The sequence below is a fragment of the Paenibacillus rhizoryzae genome, assembly GCF_059686995.1.
Window position 1 is genome coordinate 758,465 of record NZ_JCAALT010000003.1, and the last position, 19,615, is coordinate 778,079.

At 46.2% G+C, this 19,615-nt stretch carries 18 protein-coding genes and 2 pseudogenes; 16 read left to right on the forward strand and 4 right to left on the reverse strand.

Annotated elements, in window-relative coordinates; genetic code table 11:
• Positions 1–230 precede the first annotated feature (230 nt).
• Positions 231–833 (forward strand): YjgB family protein, encoded by a 603-nt coding sequence (locus AC6ESO_RS12570; RefSeq protein WP_497091595.1) that lies wholly within the window; start codon positions 231–233, stop codon positions 831–833.
• Positions 834–1,214: 381 nt separating this feature from the next.
• On the opposite strand, the gene AC6ESO_RS12575 is transcribed toward AC6ESO_RS12570, so the two are convergent.
• Positions 1,215–1,400: a hypothetical protein gene (locus AC6ESO_RS12575; RefSeq protein ID WP_497091596.1), complete on the reverse strand. Its 186-nt coding sequence runs from the start codon at positions 1,398–1,400 to the stop codon at positions 1,215–1,217.
• 679 nt (positions 1,401–2,079) lie between these two features.
• On the opposite strand from AC6ESO_RS12575, the gene AC6ESO_RS12580 reads away from it, so the two are divergent.
• The 3 genes from AC6ESO_RS12580 to AC6ESO_RS12590 all read left to right on the forward strand — a co-directional run bounded on the left by AC6ESO_RS12580 (position 2,080) and on the right by AC6ESO_RS12590 (position 6,329).
• Positions 2,080–3,927, forward strand: coding sequence for an ABC transporter ATP-binding protein (locus AC6ESO_RS12580; RefSeq protein ID WP_497091597.1), 1,848 nt, complete (start codon positions 2,080–2,082; stop codon positions 3,925–3,927).
• Positions 3,902–5,731 (forward strand): ABC transporter ATP-binding protein, encoded by a 1,830-nt coding sequence (locus AC6ESO_RS12585; protein WP_497091598.1) that lies wholly within the window; start codon positions 3,902–3,904, stop codon positions 5,729–5,731. The genes AC6ESO_RS12580 and AC6ESO_RS12585 overlap by 26 nt, the downstream gene beginning before the upstream one ends.
• A gap of 91 nt (positions 5,732–5,822) precedes the next feature.
• Positions 5,823–6,329, forward strand: coding sequence for a DinB family protein (locus AC6ESO_RS12590; RefSeq protein ID WP_497091599.1), 507 nt, complete (start codon positions 5,823–5,825; stop codon positions 6,327–6,329).
• Between the two features lie 334 nt (positions 6,330–6,663).
• Here the strand turns inward: AC6ESO_RS12590 and AC6ESO_RS12595 are convergent.
• A pseudogene (locus AC6ESO_RS12595) lies at positions 6,664–7,395 on the reverse strand (glycoside hydrolase family 130 protein).
• Positions 7,396–7,446: 51 nt separating this feature from the next.
• Positions 7,447–8,124 (reverse strand): MOSC domain-containing protein, encoded by a 678-nt coding sequence (locus AC6ESO_RS12600; RefSeq protein ID WP_497091600.1) that lies wholly within the window; start codon positions 8,122–8,124, stop codon positions 7,447–7,449.
• A gap of 132 nt (positions 8,125–8,256) precedes the next feature.
• On the opposite strand from AC6ESO_RS12600, the gene pdxR reads away from it, so the two are divergent.
• The 5 genes from pdxR to AC6ESO_RS12625 all read left to right on the forward strand — a co-directional run bounded on the left by pdxR (position 8,257) and on the right by AC6ESO_RS12625 (position 13,719).
• Entirely contained in the window at positions 8,257–9,696 is a 1,440-nt protein-coding gene (gene pdxR, locus AC6ESO_RS12605; RefSeq protein WP_497091601.1) for a MocR-like pyridoxine biosynthesis transcription factor PdxR, read from the forward strand.
• Between the two features lie 447 nt (positions 9,697–10,143).
• Complete coding sequence (locus AC6ESO_RS12610) at positions 10,144–11,337, forward strand: epoxide hydrolase family protein (RefSeq protein WP_497091602.1); 1,194 nt, start codon at positions 10,144–10,146, stop codon at positions 11,335–11,337.
• Between the two features lie 201 nt (positions 11,338–11,538).
• Positions 11,539–12,000, forward strand: a complete 462-nt coding sequence (gene lspA, locus AC6ESO_RS12615; protein ID WP_497091603.1) for a signal peptidase II — start codon at positions 11,539–11,541, stop codon at positions 11,998–12,000.
• A gap of 409 nt (positions 12,001–12,409) precedes the next feature.
• Positions 12,410–12,922 carry a hypothetical protein gene (locus tag AC6ESO_RS12620; protein WP_497091604.1) on the forward strand — a complete coding sequence of 171 codons (513 nt, stop codon included), beginning with the start codon at positions 12,410–12,412 and terminating at the stop codon, positions 12,920–12,922.
• A gap of 155 nt (positions 12,923–13,077) precedes the next feature.
• On the forward strand, positions 13,078–13,719 hold the full coding sequence (locus tag AC6ESO_RS12625) for an HAD family hydrolase (protein WP_497091605.1): 642 nt from the start codon (positions 13,078–13,080) through the stop codon (positions 13,717–13,719).
• A 205-nt stretch (positions 13,720–13,924) separates the two neighbouring features.
• Here the strand turns inward: AC6ESO_RS12625 and AC6ESO_RS12630 are convergent, their stop codons facing one another.
• A complete protein-coding gene (locus tag AC6ESO_RS12630; protein ID WP_497091606.1) occupies positions 13,925–14,428 on the reverse strand; it encodes an Rrf2 family transcriptional regulator in 504 nt (167 codons plus the stop codon).
• Positions 14,429–14,652: 224 nt separating this feature from the next.
• Between AC6ESO_RS12630 and AC6ESO_RS12635 the strand changes: the two genes are divergently transcribed.
• From AC6ESO_RS12635 to AC6ESO_RS12665, 7 genes and pseudogenes are all read left to right on the forward strand, one after another.
• Complete coding sequence (locus AC6ESO_RS12635) at positions 14,653–15,147, forward strand: cupin domain-containing protein (protein ID WP_497091607.1); 495 nt, start codon at positions 14,653–14,655, stop codon at positions 15,145–15,147.
• A 15-nt stretch (positions 15,148–15,162) separates the two neighbouring features.
• The gene (locus AC6ESO_RS12640) at positions 15,163–15,651 is read left to right on the forward strand and encodes a cupin domain-containing protein (protein WP_497091608.1); all 489 of its coding nucleotides are present in this window, start codon (positions 15,163–15,165) and stop codon (positions 15,649–15,651) included.
• 57 nt (positions 15,652–15,708) lie between these two features.
• Positions 15,709–16,167: a cupin domain-containing protein gene (locus AC6ESO_RS12645; protein WP_497091609.1), complete on the forward strand. Its 459-nt coding sequence runs from the start codon at positions 15,709–15,711 to the stop codon at positions 16,165–16,167.
• A gap of 187 nt (positions 16,168–16,354) precedes the next feature.
• Positions 16,355–17,005 (forward strand): FMN-dependent NADH-azoreductase, encoded by a 651-nt coding sequence (locus tag AC6ESO_RS12650; protein WP_497091610.1) that lies wholly within the window; start codon positions 16,355–16,357, stop codon positions 17,003–17,005.
• A 9-nt stretch (positions 17,006–17,014) separates the two neighbouring features.
• Positions 17,015–17,212, forward strand: a pseudogene (locus AC6ESO_RS12655) (MFS transporter); the annotation flags it as partial.
• 395 nt (positions 17,213–17,607) lie between these two features.
• The gene (locus AC6ESO_RS12660) at positions 17,608–18,711 is read left to right on the forward strand and encodes a CapA family protein (protein WP_497091611.1); all 1,104 of its coding nucleotides are present in this window, start codon (positions 17,608–17,610) and stop codon (positions 18,709–18,711) included.
• Between the two features lie 21 nt (positions 18,712–18,732).
• Positions 18,733–19,350, forward strand: a complete 618-nt coding sequence (locus AC6ESO_RS12665) for a hypothetical protein (protein WP_497091612.1) — start codon at positions 18,733–18,735, stop codon at positions 19,348–19,350.
• The last annotated feature ends 265 nt before the right edge of the window (positions 19,351–19,615 follow it).

A 19,615-nucleotide genomic window follows, 5' to 3' on the forward strand; every position in this document is an offset into this window, starting at 1 on the left:
AGTCTAGCCCCTTTTGCATGCATTAACCGCATAATAACGCCTGGCGGAGCTCATCACACAGCAGGAAACATCATCTTTTGTCATCAACAAGTCGAAATCTTTCGTTACCTTTTCCTTCTTGTAACTGTTTAGTTACCGTTCTGTTATTCCTTTCGAGGCTGGGCTGTGTAATATGAGGTTGTAAGCAAAACATCCCTTGTCTCCAATTAAAATAAGAGGTGAAATACTATATGTTGAACAAATCAAAACACTCGCATAAATTAGCAGCTAAGCTGGCTTTGACCGCATTGATCGCGGTAAGCTCCATGACGGCAATCTCTCATTCGAATGTCCACGCTGCAGAAGCGAGCGCTAGCGCTAGTACGAACGCGCAGAAGGACTATATTAAGAGCATCTACAAGCTTGCGAGCGTAGGAAAAATCCCAGGATTAAACGCCATCGCGGGCAAAACGCCGATCTCCGCCGTTCATTACAAATGGGGCGAACCGGATGTAGGCGGTGACCTGAAAGGCAACCATTACGAATTATACAATTTCGGTATGGGAAAAGGTGCATACGGCTTCGGCGTTAATAAATCCGGTATCATCTACGATTTGCGCAATTTTGGGACGTCCATCGATCGGACTGGGGGAATAAAATCGCTGACCTTCACGTCCGTTATCAAAACGCTTGGCGCGCCGAAGGAAGTTCGATTCACAAGCACGGACAAAATCTATGTTTACCATCCATCCAAAGCATACGAACTGAAATTCGTTGGCCCACTCAAAGTCGCCAAAGGCAAAATCGCGTATGTTGACCACATCAACGTCTATGCGGGCAAAGCGAATACGTAACGCGCGGCAGCCCGGAGAAACTGTCCCGGCACAGCACTCGCTGAGCTGGGACAGTTTCTTTTTTTTGTAAATAATGAACATGAACTCGGCAACACGTTATATAAAGCAGTGCAGCACATCAGAATGATATCAATAACCTTCTCTGTAGATTCGTTAAATATAGCAGAGCGTTTAAAAAATGACGCTGAAGATGAATCCACAGCATGGCGCAATACAGATTGTCAAAGACATGAGACAAAAGTTGCCTGAGGAGCAACGAGCATGCAGCCGCTGCGGAGAGAAAATGTTGCCATCCAATTTGGTTAACTAGCTCAACCTGGATGTAATTATATGGGGGTGTTCCAAGCAGCCATTTAAGGGCGTTTGGTTCACCCTCCTTTTTTATGCAAAATAATGCTCTTCTTCGAGATCGGCGATCAGTCCGGGGTGCATCGGCTTCCAGCCCAGAAGCTCCCGTGTTGCCAGACTCGCTTGCGCAGTATTGTACAAGCTTGTGATGTCGAATGACGCAATGGTGCCAAGAAAGCCGAAATGGTCGGCAGCTTCTTCAGGTGTTATGCTGACCACGGGCATAGAGTCGGGCAAAATATATGGATTAGCGGGCTCGATTGGTTCAGGAGGATGGTTACTTAGTTTTCTGCTCGCAGGAAAAGACCACTTGTTTTCTCAGAACTTGATATCAGAAACCAAATCTCAAATAACAATAGATGGGATACCAGCAACTAATGAACGATTAAAAAGTATCTCTTGATACATTGGTGAGGGAGTGGCAGAAAATCCTTATAAGAAATATAACTCAAGAGTACATACTGAGCGGGTATAACAGTAATATATTAAGATACTCCAAGAGACAGGTGCAGCAATAATTCTGCCAGTTAGTAACGAGAAATTTGTATGTAAAATCGCTGATGTAGTAGTCCATTTATAATCCAGAGTCAACCCATTCGGTCCTGCCCCTAGGAGTGAGAAAGTCTTTGGTTCTTCTGGTATGGAACATCTTTGATGAAGCCGCCGGAACGATCGGCGGCTTCATTACATTAACGGGCAGGAAAAAGGGGTTATTTTGAAGAAATTAGTGGAATCAATTTCAAACGGTGGCCAATTCTACCGTTAATTGAATCTTCCAAAGCCTGCAATTTCAACTAATGCTTGATAGGTTGTCATTCGCGGGTGTGCTATGCTGATTCCGGCATCGCACTTTACGATGTTGCACGATTAATTATAACGATTATAAGGGGGATTTAGAGTGTCAACTGAGAAAGGAGCAGCGTACTCCGCTTGGTCAAACATCATTTATGCCATGCGGTTGCACTGGCGGGCAAGGCCATTTACGCTGATTTGTTGTGTCATCTCGGTGCTAGTTGGTGTCGGTCTGCCATTTGTAAGTATTCTTATGCCCAAAATTGTCATCGACAATATTACAGCAGGTGTCACGCCAGGCAGGTTTATATTGTCAGTTGGCGCTATGGCGCTTCTTCTGGCCTTGCTGAGCAGTGCGAAGAGCTATGCAGACCTCATTACCAATGAATCTGTCGGTACAATCAGCATATTGAAACACCTTCAAACTACGATGAATAAGCATCTTAATATGGACTTCGAGGTGCTAGAGAGCCCCGGATACGCCAAGCTGGGGGAAAAAGCATGGCGCGCCATGCAAAGCAACCACTCTCCCGCCTCCAACGTACCGCGCAACTTGTCACATCTCTTAATGAACGTATTAGGTTTTCTTGCATACGGGATGATTATTGTAACGGTACATCCTCTCATTATTCTCTTTCTGGCTGTTTCAGCCGGAATCAATTGGCTGGCGCTCTCGCGCGCCCGCAAGATTGAGAAGGATACGCGTGAGGAGCGGTCCAAGCTTCATGGCAAGCTGTGGTATATCCAGAAAGTATCAAAAGAGCCGTCAGGCGGCAAGGACATACGCCTATATGACCTAGGCAGCTTAATCAACGGCATTTTTCATAACGTACTCGTTGCTAGCACCAAGAAAGAACGAGAGGTAGCGACAGGCGATATGAAGGCTCAGCTTTCGGATGCAGCGCTCAGCCTCCTGCGTGACGGTGCAGCATACGCGTTTCTCATTTATTTGCTGATAAACGACAAGATGACCTTGGGCAATTTCGTGCTCGTGTTTGCCGCCATTGGTGCGTTTGCTGGCTGGTTATCCGGCATATTGAGAAGTTCAAGCGAGCTTATGCGCGCTTTAAGTGAAATGTCCGATATTCGCGATTATCTTGACGTCCCGGATATTTCTAACACCGGCGCCGGCAATGAGCTGCCGTCCGGAGAAATGCTGCCTCCCGCGATTACGCTTAGAAACGTCGGATATACTTATCCGGAGGCAAACAAACCGACCCTTACCGGCATAGATCTTGCTATTAAGCCGGGGGAGCGCATTGCCATTGTCGGGGGGAACGGTGCAGGCAAGACGACGTTTATCAAGCTGTTATGCGGGCTCTATAAGCCGACAACCGGCGAGATTACGCTCGGAGGCGTCGACATCGCGCGTTATAACAGAGATGAATTCTTTTCGCTCTTTTCGACGGTATTTCAAGATATCCATCTGTTCTGCTGCGATATTGCCGGAAATATATCTCAACAATCGCCTGAAAAGACGGATTACGAGAAGGTAAAGAAATGCCTGGAAATGTCCGGTCTTATGGATAAAGTTAACGGGCTTGATAAAGGGGAGTCGACGCTTCTTGTGCGTCGCGTACACAACGATGCAATTGAGCTCTCAGGCGGTGAGCAGCAGAAGCTGGCGCTGGCGCGCGCACTTTATAAAGACGCGCCGGTTATTATCCTGGATGAGCCGACTGCTGCGCTTGATCCTATCGCGGAGAACGAAATCTATCAGCGTTACGCCGAGCTGACTGCCGGTAAAACCTCCATTTACATCTCCCACAGACTGGCAAGCACGCGTTTTTGCGACAGAATTCTGTTCATTGACGGCGGGGGCATCGCCGAGTGCGGCACGCACGACGAGCTTATGAGACATGGCGGGAAATATGCGGAGATGTTTAACGTCCAGTCCCACTACTACAAGGACGGGGAGGTTTCAGAGAATGAAAACGCGCTCTATCTGGCATAACCTGCGCTGTGGATACGGGATTGTAAATCGCCTTACGCCGACCTATATTCCACTTACTTTCGTCACCTCTTTTATTAACGCTGTGCAGCCGTTAATGATACTTTTCCTGTCTGCACAGATCATTAACGAGTTGGCCGGCGCGCGCGACACAAGTCGCATTATCCTGTACGCCGCGCTTGCAGTAGGGCTTGCATTTGTTTTGTCAGCTGCAAATGCCGCGGTCTCTCGCCGGATTACGACTTTAAACAGTACCCTGTGGGCGCGTTTCTACTTCTTCCTGGGCAATCGGTACATGCAGCTTAATTACGATCAAGTGGAAGATACGATGAATAATGAAAAGTTAGCGGATATTGAAGCGAAGACAAACGGCAACGGACTTGGCATTCTTCGCCTGCACTACAGCTTGCCGGAACTGTTGCAGCCGCTGTTTGAACTAATCGCGTCTATCGTACTGTTCTTCGGCATGTTTACGGCTGTATCTTCTTACGAGAAGACGTTTATAACCTCTCCGTTTGCTACCGTGCTGCTGATCATTCTCATCCTGCTTATCCTGCCCTTTACGTACGTGCTCAAGAAGAGGGAGGAGAGGATCCAGAAAACGGTGTTTGAGGAAAACCCGAAGTCAAACACCTATGTGCATTTTTTTAACGAGTATATGCAGGCAAAGAATGCCGCCAAGGATATTCGCCTTTATAAACAGGCGTCAGCGATCGAGGAACACTATAATAAATCTGTCGGAGCGGAGTTTTGGTATAGAATTTTCGACTTATTCGGTAGGAACAACGCATTGGCAGCGGCTGTGAACGCCGTGCTAGGGGGCTGCGTCTATCTCTTTATCGGTCTGCGTGCGTTATATGGCATGTATCCTTTAGGCAGCGTGGTTCAGTATATCGGCGCGGTTTCCGGCGCTGTCGGCGCGCTGGCCAAGCTTGTTTCGGTTCTGGGCAACTTTATTACAAACAATCAGTATCTCGGCCAAATCTTCGATTATCTTGACCTGCCGGACAACATGCGAGAGAACAAAGGAAACAGACCAATCCCGCAAGCGGATCTGGAGTTTGAGTTCCGTGACGTGTCGTTTAGGTATCCCGGCGCCGACAACTATGCCATTAAGCACCTTAGCATGAAGTTTAATATCGGCCAGCGGCTTGCAATTGTAGGGTTGAATGGCAGCGGCAAGACGACCATGATTAAGCTCCTTTGCCGGCTTTATGAACCTACAGAGGGTGTAATCACTTTAAACGGCATCGACATTAGGGCGTACGACTATTCGGCCTATATGGGCGTGTTCAGTGTCGTGTTTCAAGATTTTAAGCTCTATTCCTTCTCACTCGGCCATAACGTTGCCGCTTCCGAGAGCTTTGATGCAGAATTGGCGGAGGAATCACTCATTATGGCTGGGTTTGGCACGAAGTTAAACAATATGCCTGGTGGGCTAGATACTTTCTTGCATAAGGATTTTTCAGACGACGGCGTTGAGATTTCAGGAGGCGAAGCGCAGAAGGTTGCATTGGCACGAGCGCTGTATAAAAACGCGCCTTTTGTGGTACTTGACGAGCCAACGGCGGCACTGGACCCCATAGCGGAGTTCGAGATCTATTCCCGATTTAATGAGTTAATCAGCAAAAAGACAGCAATATTCGTCTCCCATAGGCTCTCGTCCTGTAAGTTCTGTCACGACATTGCCGTGTTTCACGAGGGTCGTCTCATTCAACGCGGCTCCCATGACGAACTTATAACCGACCGGGGCGGGAAATACGCTGAACTGTGGAATGCACAGGCGCAGTATTATGTCGGAGCGTGATTGTTTCAAAAATGCCGTCATAAACTGCAGCCGCCTGTTCCGCTGACAAGTAGGGGAAGTCGTTTGATATATAGAATTAGGAGTGGTACTGATGACTAGCGTGAGGGAAGTTTTACTCGATCAGTTGGCAGCTTGCCATAACGATGAAAGTTGGTTTAAATCGTCTAAAACGATTTTAGAAGATATATCCGTGGCTGAAGCCATCTGGAAAACAGAGGGTAACTCAAGTTCCATCTGGGAGATCGCGAACCATCTCATTTTCTGGAATGAAATGTGGCTAAGAAGGTTTGTTAATGATGCTATCATCGAGAAAAATGATATAGGAAATGATGAAACATTTGAATTGGACCCTATGAAGAAGAATGAAAAAGGGTGGAATGAGACCATACAGCGATTAAGTAATGGCTTTGCAGAATGGCGAGACATGATCTCGAATTGTGAGGTTTCAAAACTAGAAAGAAGAATACCATCCTACTTTAATGCTCAGTGGTGGGGTGTCATTTCAAATTTGTGCATCCATAACGCGTACCATATCGGGCAAATGATGTTGTTGAAAAAGCAAGTGAAACAGATCGACTTTAATGAGATAAACATGTAAAACCTACATCGCACCATGGATCGCTTTTATCGTCGGCATCCATTTTATTAGCTTGAAGAGCGTATTTGATGATCCCAGCCTATGGCTTCTGGCAGCGCCTATGGTTACCGTCTCGATTGTGGCGCTAATTGTATCCCCCAAGCTCCAAGTGGCAAACAGCGCGATTGCAGGTATTGGTGCCGGCACGGTATTATTTGGTTTTGCTCTATTAGGATTAGTACGATATATAGCAGTGCAGTAATGTTACTCCCGCTAGCGAGTACCTCCTTAGACTAACGCTTCATCCCTTTCGGACCTCCAATACATCTTTGGAGGTTCTTCTTTCTTCGCTAAGTTATTCGACCGGTTCTAAGCTGTCCAAAATTTCCTGTAGGCTCAGTTCGTAGCCTGCCATGGACATGTCAGCGACGCCATAATACATTTTTACGAGATCGCCCTCCACAATAAGGGCTCCACAGGCGAAGACTGCGTCTCCGAAGGAGCCTTTTTCTCGTAATCTGCATCTGGTTCCAAGATGGGTGTACCCGACCGGGCGATTACTTTCGAAGGATCTTTCAGGTCAAGCAGCACAGCCCCCATGCAGTAGCGTTGACGTAGTGTCGCACCGTGGTACAGCCCCAGCCAGCCAAGATCGGTTTTGATGCTATGGGTCGTCGGGCTGTGAAGCGCGTAATATTTGCGGTTCACTTTCTCCGGGAAAATAAGAACGTCTTTCTTATCCGGACCAAAAATCATTCCGTGGTATGTGATGTTCAAAAAGTCAGTCGTGGAAACCATAGACTCACCAATACCAACCGAACTTACCGCAGAGTAGTAAATGTAATAGGTGTCGCCGATCTGTGTCATTCGCGGGTCCTCAATTCCGAACGTCTCAAGTGGGTTTGATGGAAATAGTGCCTGGATTGGGGCTGATTGGCATTTCAGCCACGTGAAGCAGCATAATGAACTTATTCTTGTAGAACGCGATGCCGGCATTGAATGCACCGATCACCTCGAAATTTTCACTATGAGGTTTCACGTCGAGTGGTGTAAGTAACGGATTTTCTTCATATCGGTTTACGTGCATAAACAACAATAACTCCCTTATCATGCAAGTTCATGTTCAAAGCGCTCAAACTTACGGTAAACGTAAACGCTCGCTGGAATCAATCTTAATCCCCAGAAGCCTTTTCTCAAGCGTGTTTCTCCAACTCGTGGACAATTCCTTCACGTTTAACAGCTTCTCCGTATCCATGGCATGATTGGTTCCTTTATGCATGACCCGATTTGCGAAGTCTACCGTTATCGCTTGGGGATGCCGGTTCACAAGCGTCAAATTGTCTTTGTAGTAGACGGTTCCCTCCTGAAGTACGCGGAAATAGAACCCTGTATAGCCCGTTTCTTGAACTCTCAAGGGCATCTTAGGAGCATGATAGCGAGCCGCTAATTTGAAGCATGGCTGTCTGGGCTGGCTGACCTGCACAATGGCGCTTCCCAGCTGAAAGATATCACCGATGCAAACAACCGATTCCGATAAGCCCCGTGTCGTCAAGTTCTCTCCGAAGGCGCCGAAAGGCAGCGCTCTCTCCAGCACACTTTCCCAGAATGGATAGTGTTCATGGCAATATACGCATACCGCCTTATCTTTGCCGCCGTGATGCTTTAGATCGGCTTGTCCATCTCCTTCGAAGCGTTCCCAATACAGGTTCACATGCTTGTTGACGGGTGATTTGAATATACCGGTTTCTACTTCTTTCTGGTTATATCGCATGAGAGTTGGCATGCCGATGTTAAGGGAAATCAATTCGGGGTGCATTTTATGGCCCTCCTTTGCGAACAATAAAGCTTACTATAGCATTCGATGGATTTCGGGTACACATCCATTCCGAGCGTTTTGGTCCAATCCATAATTCACAGAACCATAAGAAGGAATGTAGGTGATATCCTCATGATTGTAAATCGCAATGATGCAAAACCGATCTGGCAGCAACTTCTGGACCAGGCGATCAGCAATATTTCAAATGGGCACTGGCCGCCGGGAGAGCAGTTGATTCCAACGCGCGAGCTAGCACAGAAATTAAGTGTCTCTCGCTCTACTATTCAGCTTGTTTATGAAGAACTGCTTGCACGAGGATATATCGTCACTTCTAGACGCGGAGGTACGCGGGTGAGCCCGTTATGGAATAAAAGCGTGGAACCCATTGATTTATTAGTTGAGCCTAAAGGCCCGCCGATCCCTGTGTTGCCGCTCTTGAAATTTTCTGCTGATCGCTTGAAGGATTGGCTTAAAGGGGAAGAAGCAGGCGTAGTGAAAATTGATTTTAGCCCGCATGAGCCCTATTTGGATCACATCTTTCAGAAGCACTGGAGGCAAACGTACCTGCAAGCGTCCTCCTCTATGAACCTATGCGATTGGGCATACGGCGATTCTTTCGGCTATTTGCCTTTACGCGAGCAAATCAAGCGTTATTTGTCGCTAGAACGGGGTATTCATGTTCAGACGGATCAAATACTATTAACTTCCGGCGCGCATCAAAGTATGAACTTAATTGCGCAAGCGCTGTTAAACGAAGGGGATACGGTCACAGTTGAAGATCCGGGATTCCCGGCTTCCTGGATGATTATGAACTATTACCGCATGCATGTTGTCCCCGTACCTGTGGACCAGCATGGACTTGTCGTTGATCGGATTCCCGAGAACTCGAAATTGACTTTTGTCACGCCATCTCACCAATGCGCAATTGGTACCGTGCTGTCGGAGCCGAGGAGGCAGCAGCTTCTACAAATGTCTGTAAAGAATCAAAGCTGGATTTTAGAAGACGACTATGACAGTGAGTACCGTTATCGCGGAGAACCGCTGCCGACTCTGTATAGCCAAGCGCCTAATAATACGCTCTATATGCTGAGTTTCTCTAAGCTGATAGCGCCAGGACTTCGGACTTCAGCGCTCGTTGGGCCTGCTCCAGCTATCGCTCAAATTGCTCGCGTGCAGGAGCTGATTTATCGTCATGTTCCCATTATGGAGTCGCTAACGCTTGCCCGGTTTATAGAGCAAGGTCATTTCATGCGTCATATGCGCAGAGTACGGAACGTGTATAAACGAAAATACGATCGTCTTGTGAAAGCAATTAAGGCGCACGGTTTAGCTAAACGGTTCAACATTATTTGCATCGAAACAGGATCGCATATATTAATAGAAACCGAGCCGCAAATTGACGAAAGCAACGTCGTCTCACGACTTCTGCAAAGAGGCGTACGCGTTTATCCCCTAAGCTCCTACTGTATGAACAGCAACCGTAAGGGGTGGGTACTCGGATTTGCCAAAACGGACGATAGATTAATCGAGGAGGGAATAGCTCATATTGCGGATGTCTTGCTAAAGTCATAGCTTTTATTGCGAGTATGAGATCGTTCAATAGTGTATTAATCTCAAAAAGACTATATCAACAAATGGATTGCGAGTATACGTCCAAAAACCAATAGTTATTGCAGTCCAATAATCATGAGCTTAATTCAGCTCGAGTTTGCTAAATGGGTAGATTTTACCTGTTGACATCGAAGAAATTGGCGGTGTAAGCTTCGTCAGGTACTGGAGGTGAAATTGCTGTAGGGTGAGCGAAGCGGTATAAAAGCGATATCAATGCAAGTATTCGGCGGTTAAAGTCGATTCTTGTAGTGCGATACTATACATAGACTTTAGTGAGACTAAGTATTTACGTATTACAGCATTAACGCATTGGCTTGAAAAAAGAGAGCCGCCCAATGTTTTAGGAATGTCGGCCGCTCGGCTTTTCCAGGAGAACATAAACAACATGATTTAAAGGAGATTTAAACAATGACACAACAACAAAACAAAACAGACATTCGCCCATTTCACGTTAATATTCCGGAAGCTGAACTGATTGAATTGCGCAATCGCATTAACGCAACAAGATGGCCTGAGAAGGAAACGGTCTCGGATCAATCGCAAGGGACGCAGCTCGGAACGATTCAAGCACTCGCGCGTTACTGGGCAAATAATTACGATTGGCGCAAAATCGAAACCAGAATCAATTCCTTCCCGCATTTCTTGACCGAGATTGACGGTTTGGACATCCATTTCATTCACGTCCGTTCGAAGCATGAGAACGCGATGCCAGTCCTCATTGCGCATGGTTGGCCAGGTTCTATCATTGAGCAAATGAAACTGATAGAGCCGCTAACTAACCCTACGGCTCATGGCGGAACCGAAGCGGATGCGTTCCATGTCGTTATTCCATCTATGCCTGGTTATGGGTTCTCGGGTAAGCCGACAGCGACCGGTTGGAATCCGAAACGCATCGCAACCGCTTATAGCGAGCTGATGACTCGACTTGGCTACGAGAAATACGTAGCGCAGGGCGGCGACTGGGGATCGATCGTCGTGAACATGATGGGCGTTCAAGAGCCTAAAGGCTTGCTCGGCATTCACACCAATATGCCTGAAGTCATCCCGCCGGAAGTTGATGCGGCGATCTGGTCCGGAAACCCGCTGCCGCCCGGTCTCTCAGACGAAGAGAAGCAAGCCTGTGAACAAGTTCAAGAGAATAAATTCTATTACGCCTTCTTAATGGGAACGCGCCCGCAAACACTGACCGGTCTAGTAGATTCTCCTGTCGGACTGGCCTCCTTTATGATCGACCACGACTGGCGGAGCCATGCACTAATTGCGAGAGCTTTTTCAGGCGTCCAGGAAGGCCTGACACGAGACGATATTCTTGACAACATCACGCTCTTCTGGTTGACGAACACGGCGATTTCAGCGGCACGTCTCTACTGGGAAAACGGTAATGCCGGCATCTCTTTCTTCGCCGTTAAAGGCGTCAAGCTCCCGGTTGCCTGCAGCGTTTTTCCAGACGAGATGTATGTAGCACCGAAGAGCTGGGCAGAAAAGGCGTACCCGAATTTGATTCATTACAACAAGCTTCCTAAAGGCGGGCATTTTGCAGCTTGGGAGCAGCCGGAGTATATGATTTCTGAAATCCGTACTGGATTCAAGTCGTTGCGTTAATTAGAAGCAATATAACTGGTTAAATGTTCCTCGGTGGCTCACATTGCCACCGAGGAATTTTGTTGACTCATACTCCGGAATTTAGGGTTGAAACCACAAAGGTACATTCCATTATTGTTATCGGCATGATTGGCTTTACATATTGACTACTCTATACTTGGTTAATAAACTGTCCCGGGTAATAAGAAAGGCGTGAAGCTCATGTTTTTTTATATGTTTGCCATTCTAGTCGTACTGGTCGATCAACTATCCAAAATCTTTATCCGCTTATACTTAACTATCGACGAGACCAGTAATCTTTGGGGAATTCCTATTACCCATATTGAGAACAGCGGTATGGCTGGCGGCTTATTACAAGGATACAGTCGATTTTTTGGGATTGTGGCTGTCTTATTCGTAGCAAGTGTGATCTATTATCGTAAAACGGGAATGTTCAAAGGGAAGTTGAACGAGATTAGCATAGCTTTTTTAGTAGGTGGCGCGGCCGGGAACGGAATTGATCGTTTGTTGTTCGGGCGGGTTACGGATTTTCTGGTTTCGCGCTCCGGTAATGGCGTGCTTAATATGGCGGACCATGCGATTGAAGTCGGAGTTGTGCTATTAGTAATTAGTTTCGTAATTCGTGTTGTGAGAGGCAGGATTAATAGACGATGTTTCGTATAATTTTCCTAATGAATGAAGTCGATGCGAAGGATCTATGATGACCATTCACGAAGAAGCAAGACTGGTGGGAAGACACAATTATCTGTCGGTGTCGGGTGACAAGAACAGATATGCGTAGCCGGACTCCAGCCCTCGGTCCGATCCAAACGTCACTAAGCTAACGGGTACTATAGAGGGCATACTTCTTGGACTAATTGGACTTGCAATGATTTTAATTGGAGCAATTAATTTACGTATATTGTTGAACTAAAGGGGAAATTCCCCTGTATTATCCAATCGCAAACGCTGATATGATGGCTTAGTACCACACTGACAGGAGGAGAAATTTATTATTCGTTATGTAATCGTCGCAGCAATAAGTCTAGCAATAATATTAATTGCAGTTAATCTTCCCCATAAGAAAGCGGAAGTGACTGAGGACTTGCCTGCTCCTGCTCCTTCCCATAAGAAAGCAGAAGTATCTGAGGACTTGGTTGCTGTGGTTGCTGCTTATAAGGAAAAGTATGATTCGGGTATGTACGATGTAATCAAAGAAGTATATCCTAACAACGCTGATTTTGATAAAGCTGGTTTTTACTGGTTGAACAGCATAAATAGGGATAATATTCACTACGAGTTTGTGTTTGAAGTTAATCATGCACAAACGAAAGAGTTGTCTGCTAAGTTGAAAGAATACTTCAAGGGGAGTGAGGTGGTCATCCGGAAAACTCAGATATTACTAAGAAATGAACTAGAGCAAAAGCAAAAAGAGATCCATGAAAAGGTAAGTGTAAAACACAAGGACGTAGCTACCGACATCAATCAATATGAACAGATCGTAGTAAAAGCAGATCTAACAGATGCCGAAAAACACGAACTTATTGCGGAATACGGTGAGGGCACTATAGAATTTCAAAAAGCAGTTCACGCAGGTATGTTTTAGCCCATCTAAGATTTATTAGTGAGGCTACTGGCGCTACTGTCAACTGAGATATCCTAAGAAAGCAGCGACGATTGCAACAACAAAATAATACGATGTTTCATAATGGCGCGTGATGGCAAGCATGGTTGCCCCAGCTGACAAAGGAGAACGAAACAATGAAGAAGTACATACTCTTCGATCATGATGGTGTTCTGGTTGATACTGAATTCTGGTATTACAAAGCGGGAGAACGCGCTCTGGCTGACATTGGATTTACCTTGGATAAAGATCAATACCTCCGCGACATGACCCAGTCATTGGGCACTTGGTCCCAAGCTAGGGCGGCAGGTATTGATGAACAGACCATCAGCAAGCAGCGCGAGGTCCGCAACGTCTATTATCAGGAATATCTAAGAACAGAAGCCATAGAGATCGAAGGCGTAGTTGAAACCCTAGCCGAACTGTCAAAGTATGTCCGCATGGCTATCGTGACGACTGCAAAACGTGCGGATTTTCAACTTATTCATGAAAACCGCCAGATTAGACAATTCATGGAATTCGTCCTTGTCCGCGAAGACTACGAGAGCACCAAGCCGCACCCGGAACCATACTTGACCGGCCTAAAGCGCTTCGGAGCTACCAAAGAAGAGACCCTGGTTGTAGAGGATTCAAACAGAGGGTTGAACTCAGCCGTGGCGGCTGGTATCGACTGTGCTATTGTCCATAACGACTTCACAAAAACACACGACTTCTCAAAGGCCAGCTATCGAATCAAGACTCTAATTGAACTAAAGGACATTATCCTGAATGTAACCTGAGAGAGCAGTGGGGCGCATGATGGCGGATGCATTTGGTTACCTCTGCATCGGTAACGGTAAGGATATTTCATTTCCATGTATTTCCTTCCCTGAGCGTATACATTAAAGAAACCGTCCAAGCTCAGCGAGTGCTGTGCCGGGACGGTTTTTTCGCGTTTCCGCGCGTTACGCAATTCATAGATGACGCCCTAACCTCGAAATGAGATTAGCCACTGTTGCCCTGAGCAAAAAATTCGCGCGTTACTTGACGAGCTTTAGGATCTAACACGCGATCGAGCTCTTCGTTCAGCCAAATCAACGATTTAGTCCGAAGATAATTACGCATGTTTTCCTCAGCATCGCGCATCGTTAAGTTAATGACGCAGGGGGTGGCTCTGGTACAGGCCGCAAACTCCTCGTCACGGCACAGATAACTGTTATCCTTAATATTTTTGCATTGAAAAATGGGAGTTTTGCCTTCAACGGCTTCAACGACATCCCAAAACGAGATTTCCGCAGGAGGCTTGGCTAACCTATAGCCGCCTTTTACCCCGGGAACGGAGATAACGATACCGGCCTTCGTTAATTTTCCGAAAATTTTCGACAGATAGGTCTCCGAAATGTTTTGAAACGAAGAGAGTTCTTTAATCCCTACAGTCGCATTAGGAGGAATGTCGATCAAATATACGAGGCAATGCAGTGCATATTCAACACCAATACTGTACTGCATGCAAACACCTGCTTTCTGGATGTGAAACTTAATACTAACATCTTAGGTGGATTCATACCCCTTGTCAATCGAGCCATGGCTGAATTTGTAAGTCGAAATGCGCCGTCCGGTCGATTGACAACCCCCATGTTAACCGCTATATTATAGACAATGTTTATAGGCGATAAACATTATCGACGATTCGTGGGCGATAAAGAGAACAGAAATAACGGAGGTAAGACTGTATGAACAATCATCAAGAAGATGTACAGGAACGTAAAGCTATTTCCCACCGGAATGATGAAATCGAGTGGCAGCAAGTGGAACACGTGCCAGGAGAACGAATTTGTATTCGCGTAAAAGGCGAAGATACGAATGGCGCATACTCCATTTTGGATCTCGTTAAGGACTCTTCCTATGGTTCATCATACGGACCACCTATTCATATCCATGAAAGAACGGATGAGATTTTCCGCGTCATTGCGGGAAAAGCGCGATTCTACTTGGATGGCAAAGAAATCGATGCGGAAGCGGGCGATATCGTTGTCGTTCCAAAGGGTACGACGCATACTTTCGCTAATTTTGACATGGAAACGCCGCTGCATTTGCAGATTACGTTTACTCCCGCGGGAGATGAGCTTGCATTCCAGGATTGTGTCGGAAAGACAATTGAAGAAATTATTGAACTGTCTAGAACCAAATACCAGGTCATCTTTACAGGGCCGCCACTTGAAAAATAAGGGGGGCATAACATCTTGAAACAACATCAACAACCTGTAAAAGATCTGCATGCCATTTTCCAGCAAAATGAGGAAGCGGAGTGGATTGACCTGATCCACACGCCGGGAGAAAGGTACAGAATTCGCGTAAAAGGCGAAGATACGAATGGAACATACTCCTTTATTGAAGTCATGATGGACCCGAAGGATGACCCGCCGTATGGACCGATGCTTCATATTCATCAGAAGACAGACGAACTATTCCGCATTCTGGAAGGACAGGCTCGATTTCACGTGAATGGAGAAGAGTTCGATGCGGGAGAAGGCGATATCATTAACGTTCCCAAAGGTACCCCTCATGCTTTCGCTAATTTTGGCGACTCTGTTTTACATTTGCAAATCATGTTTACTCCCGGGGGAGAAGAAGCTTTTTGGCAGAAAATAAACGGTATGCCATTAGAAGAAATGGAAGAAGTATGCAAAACATTTCACGTACTGATAGTGGGACCGCCACTTCAAAAATAAAACTACAATCGGGATATCGATTTCATAAAATCAACAAAATAATAGGGGGCTAGTAGTATGTCAGCAGTTTTAGATGTCATGGGACCACGTATTCAACTCTTAACGGATTTGTCGGAAAATAGGGAATATTCCCTTATGAAGGCTGAAGTTCCACCGGGTGTTCTTGTTCCTGTTCATAGTCATGAAGATCGCGAAACCTTCGTTGTTCTCTCAGGTGAACTCGAAGCTTTCATCGGTGACAGTTGGAGAGCTGTTATCGCCGGTGATACGATTGATATCCCGGGGAACGTAAAGCACGCTTGGAGAAATTCCTCTAATGAAACCGTAACTTTGTTAGTCGCATCGACGGTGAAAATGGGAGAATTTTTTAGCGAAATCGGACGTCCCGTTGATACGGTACCACCGGGTCCGCCAACGCCGGAAGTTTTACTGCATTTCGTAACAGTAGCCCTAGCTTACGGCTATTGGCTTGGTACCCCCGACGATAATGCTTCAATCGGTATCTCTCTGAGTTAACACACTCGAATGCAGGAAATCCGCTCAACAAAGCGGGTTTCTTTTTTTTGCAGCATAACGTCACTCAAACTCAATTACCAATGAAAATGGAATTGACAGAAGCGAATCAAAATAATATCATAGACACATTGAATCGACGATTAACTTTGTCGATAATAAAGAGATGATCACAAGGGAGAGATACGTTATGAATAAAATGCTTATCATTAATGCCCACCCGAAAGTAGAATCCGCATCTTCTTTCAGTTCGAACGTTCTTCATCATTTTTTGAAGACCTATAAGGAATTGAATCCAAGTGAGACCATTGAACAAATTAATCTATACAGCGAAGAAGTACCCGCGGTCGATCAAACGGTACTGAGCGCATGGGACAAGTTGGCGAAAGGTGAGCCGATTACCGCCGAAGAACAGAAAGTGACTTCGCGTATGGCTGAGGTACTGCACCAATTTAAAAGCGCCAATAAGTATGTCATTGCCATGCCGCTGCATAACTTCAACATTCCATCCAAACTCAAAGATTATATGGATAACATCCTGATCCCCCGCGAGACGTTCAAATATACGGAGAGTGGTTCGGTAGGGCTGTTGAAGGACGGTCGAAGCCTTTTAGTTATCCAAGGAAGCGGCGCCGTGTACACCAATAATGACTGGTATACGGAAGTTGAATTTTCTCATAAATATCTCAAATCCATGTTCCAATTCCTGGGGGTTGAAGATTATCAGATCATCAGGGCTCAAGGGACTGCGGTTTTAAATCGGGATGAAATATTGGAGAAAGCCTATAAAGAGGCTGAGGGCGCCGCGACATATTTATCCAAAGTGCTGGTTCAGAAGTGAGGCTTTCCTATGCAAAACAATGATGTTCAAAACAATACCGGAGAGTTATTACTTGGTATTCTGGTCTTTACGCTTATTATCTCTGTTATGAGTGCAAATATGTTTAATGTTGTACTTCCAACTATCAGCAATGAGCTTCATCTTACGCCATCCCAAGTGAGCTGGATGATAACAGGCTACATGATTGTATATGCAATCGGCTCGGTATCGACTTGCCTGAAGGTAAAACAATAACAGTGAAGAGAGGTAGCATATCCAATAAATTAATCCTCACAAGGGATTCGTTTGAAGATGACCCGCCTGGAAAATTGTTAAGGCTTAACAATAACGATATAGCCTTATTTGGTTTTACTCTAGCTCAAAGAAAACCGTTGAGTTTAACATCAACACAAATACAATGACGCTAGGAAGTGTTGGAGCAAAATAATATAGGTTAAACACCTCGTCATTTTCAGATGAGGTGTTTTTACTGTTTAACAGATTCGGACAGTAAAGAGGTTTATCGCTGGCAGCTTGGTTCCACCAATTCTGCAAACCAGTTCCGCTCGGCTGACATATAGTAGCATATCGGATTTAAGCCCAATCAATCGGAGGAAGATGGAATGTCGAAGGAAATTGTAATTGCGGCAGTCGGCGATCTGCTGATGAAGCCGCTGCTCATCCAATTGCTTCGTAATAGCGGGCAATCGGGCGACACGGACGTTCAAAGAGGGACGACCTACGCGTTCGGGCAGATGTTTGAACCGGTTGCCCGTTATTTGCAGGATGCGCATTTGACGATCGGCAATCTGGAAACTACCTTCGCCGGAGGCTCGGATGCTGGCTTCAGAAAGACGAGTCGCAATCCAAAAAACCGCAATCCGATATTCAAAAGCCCGGATGCTTTTGCGCCGGCTCTGTCGGCGGCGGGCTTCGATGTGGTCGCGACAGCCAACAACCATTGCGCGGATTACGGCGTTCGCGGACTTAAACGGACGCTGGATGTGCTCGACAAGAACGGTCTCGACCACGTCGGAACGTACCGGACTGAGAAGGAATCGCGGACGCTCTGCGTGCGGAATGTCGAAGGCTTCAGGATCGGCATCTTGTCGTATACGCGGGATACGAACGGCATGTACGTACCGGAGAGCCAGCCAGCAGGCGTTAAAAAGCTCGTACGCGCGAGGATAAAGAACGATATGAAACGGCTTCGTGCAGCCGCGGATTTTATTATCGTGTGCATGCATTGCGGATTCGAGTACGAGCATGACCCGGCCAGCCACCAGAAGCAATGGGTCCGCTTCCTGTTCCGGAACGGCGCGGACGTGGTGCTGGGCTCGCATCCGCATGTCCTTCAGCCGGCAGTGACGCAAACCGTGAAGGACGTCTCAGGGCGGACGAGAAAACGTTTCGCCATCTACTCGCTCGGCAACTTTATCTCCACCCGGTTGCATGGCAAGGATGAGGCTCTAACCGGTATCATAGTTAGACTTAAGCTGCGCAAAACTATCAGCGGCCAAGTCCGGCTAGACGGCATCGAGGGCGTCCCAACCTGGGTAAGCATCAATAAGAACGGCAAGCCCGCAAATTGCCGCATCGTGCCTTTGCATGAAGCGATCAGAAAACCGGATGAATTTCCGAAGGAACAGCTAGTGCGAATGAAACGTGCCTTTCAAGGCACGCTGCGCATGTACAGAGGGGAGTTGTCATTTCCAAAAGACGAGTAATAATCTTGAAGGGATGATTCCATGATCATCACGGGAAACGTTTACGTCGAGGTTTCAGCAACGCGTAGAGATAACGAGCTTTTTTTGAATGGGTGTGCTCAAGGCGGAAGTCCCCTTACTCAAATCCATAACGGGACTCTCGCGCTATTTCGAAGGAGAGACATTCAAAAACGCGTAACGATCTTGGCTGAAGAGGATTGCCAGGGCGAACAAGATAATAATTTCTTGATTGTCAGTCCTGCGACTGCAGAAATGTTTCGATTAAAGGATGGATTTCTGTATGTTTTGGCGTTTAACGATAATACGAACGTTTTGACAATAAGTCTTAGACGGACTCGTACTACTGCATCATTCGGAATTGAAGGCGTTGACGAACAGAGAAATGATAGGTTGTTAGTCACCTTCGACACACTCGTCGAACTAGGCTTACCGGCTGATAATACGTTACTAACCGTCATTAGGGCAGGTAAAATAAAAAAATTGAGATTACAATTAGTCTCTGAGAGTGAAACCGAATTTGGTTTTGAAACCAGTTCTCAAACAGCAGCCTTTTTTGGCTTTATAACCGGCTACAGATACGTGCTAAGGTTTAATCAAGTGACCAAAGTGCTAGAAATTCGAAGTGTGGGCGGGAAGTAGAGCATTTATTGCATGAAGAAACCAACGCTGAGAAGAGTTGGTTGGCCTATCTCCATCATTTCGCCACGCAAGGGTATTGTGTCACGCTAACGAGACACGATAGCACAATAAACATGAAGAAACTGCAGCCAGCAAAGTGGCTGCAGTTTCTCAACTAAACCAGCTAATATCTTGTCAACATTTTTCATTAGAAGCTCGAACAATTACTGCTATACTAGAATCTGAGCAAGACAAAGAACCCTCCGAAAATACGTTGGAAGGTTTT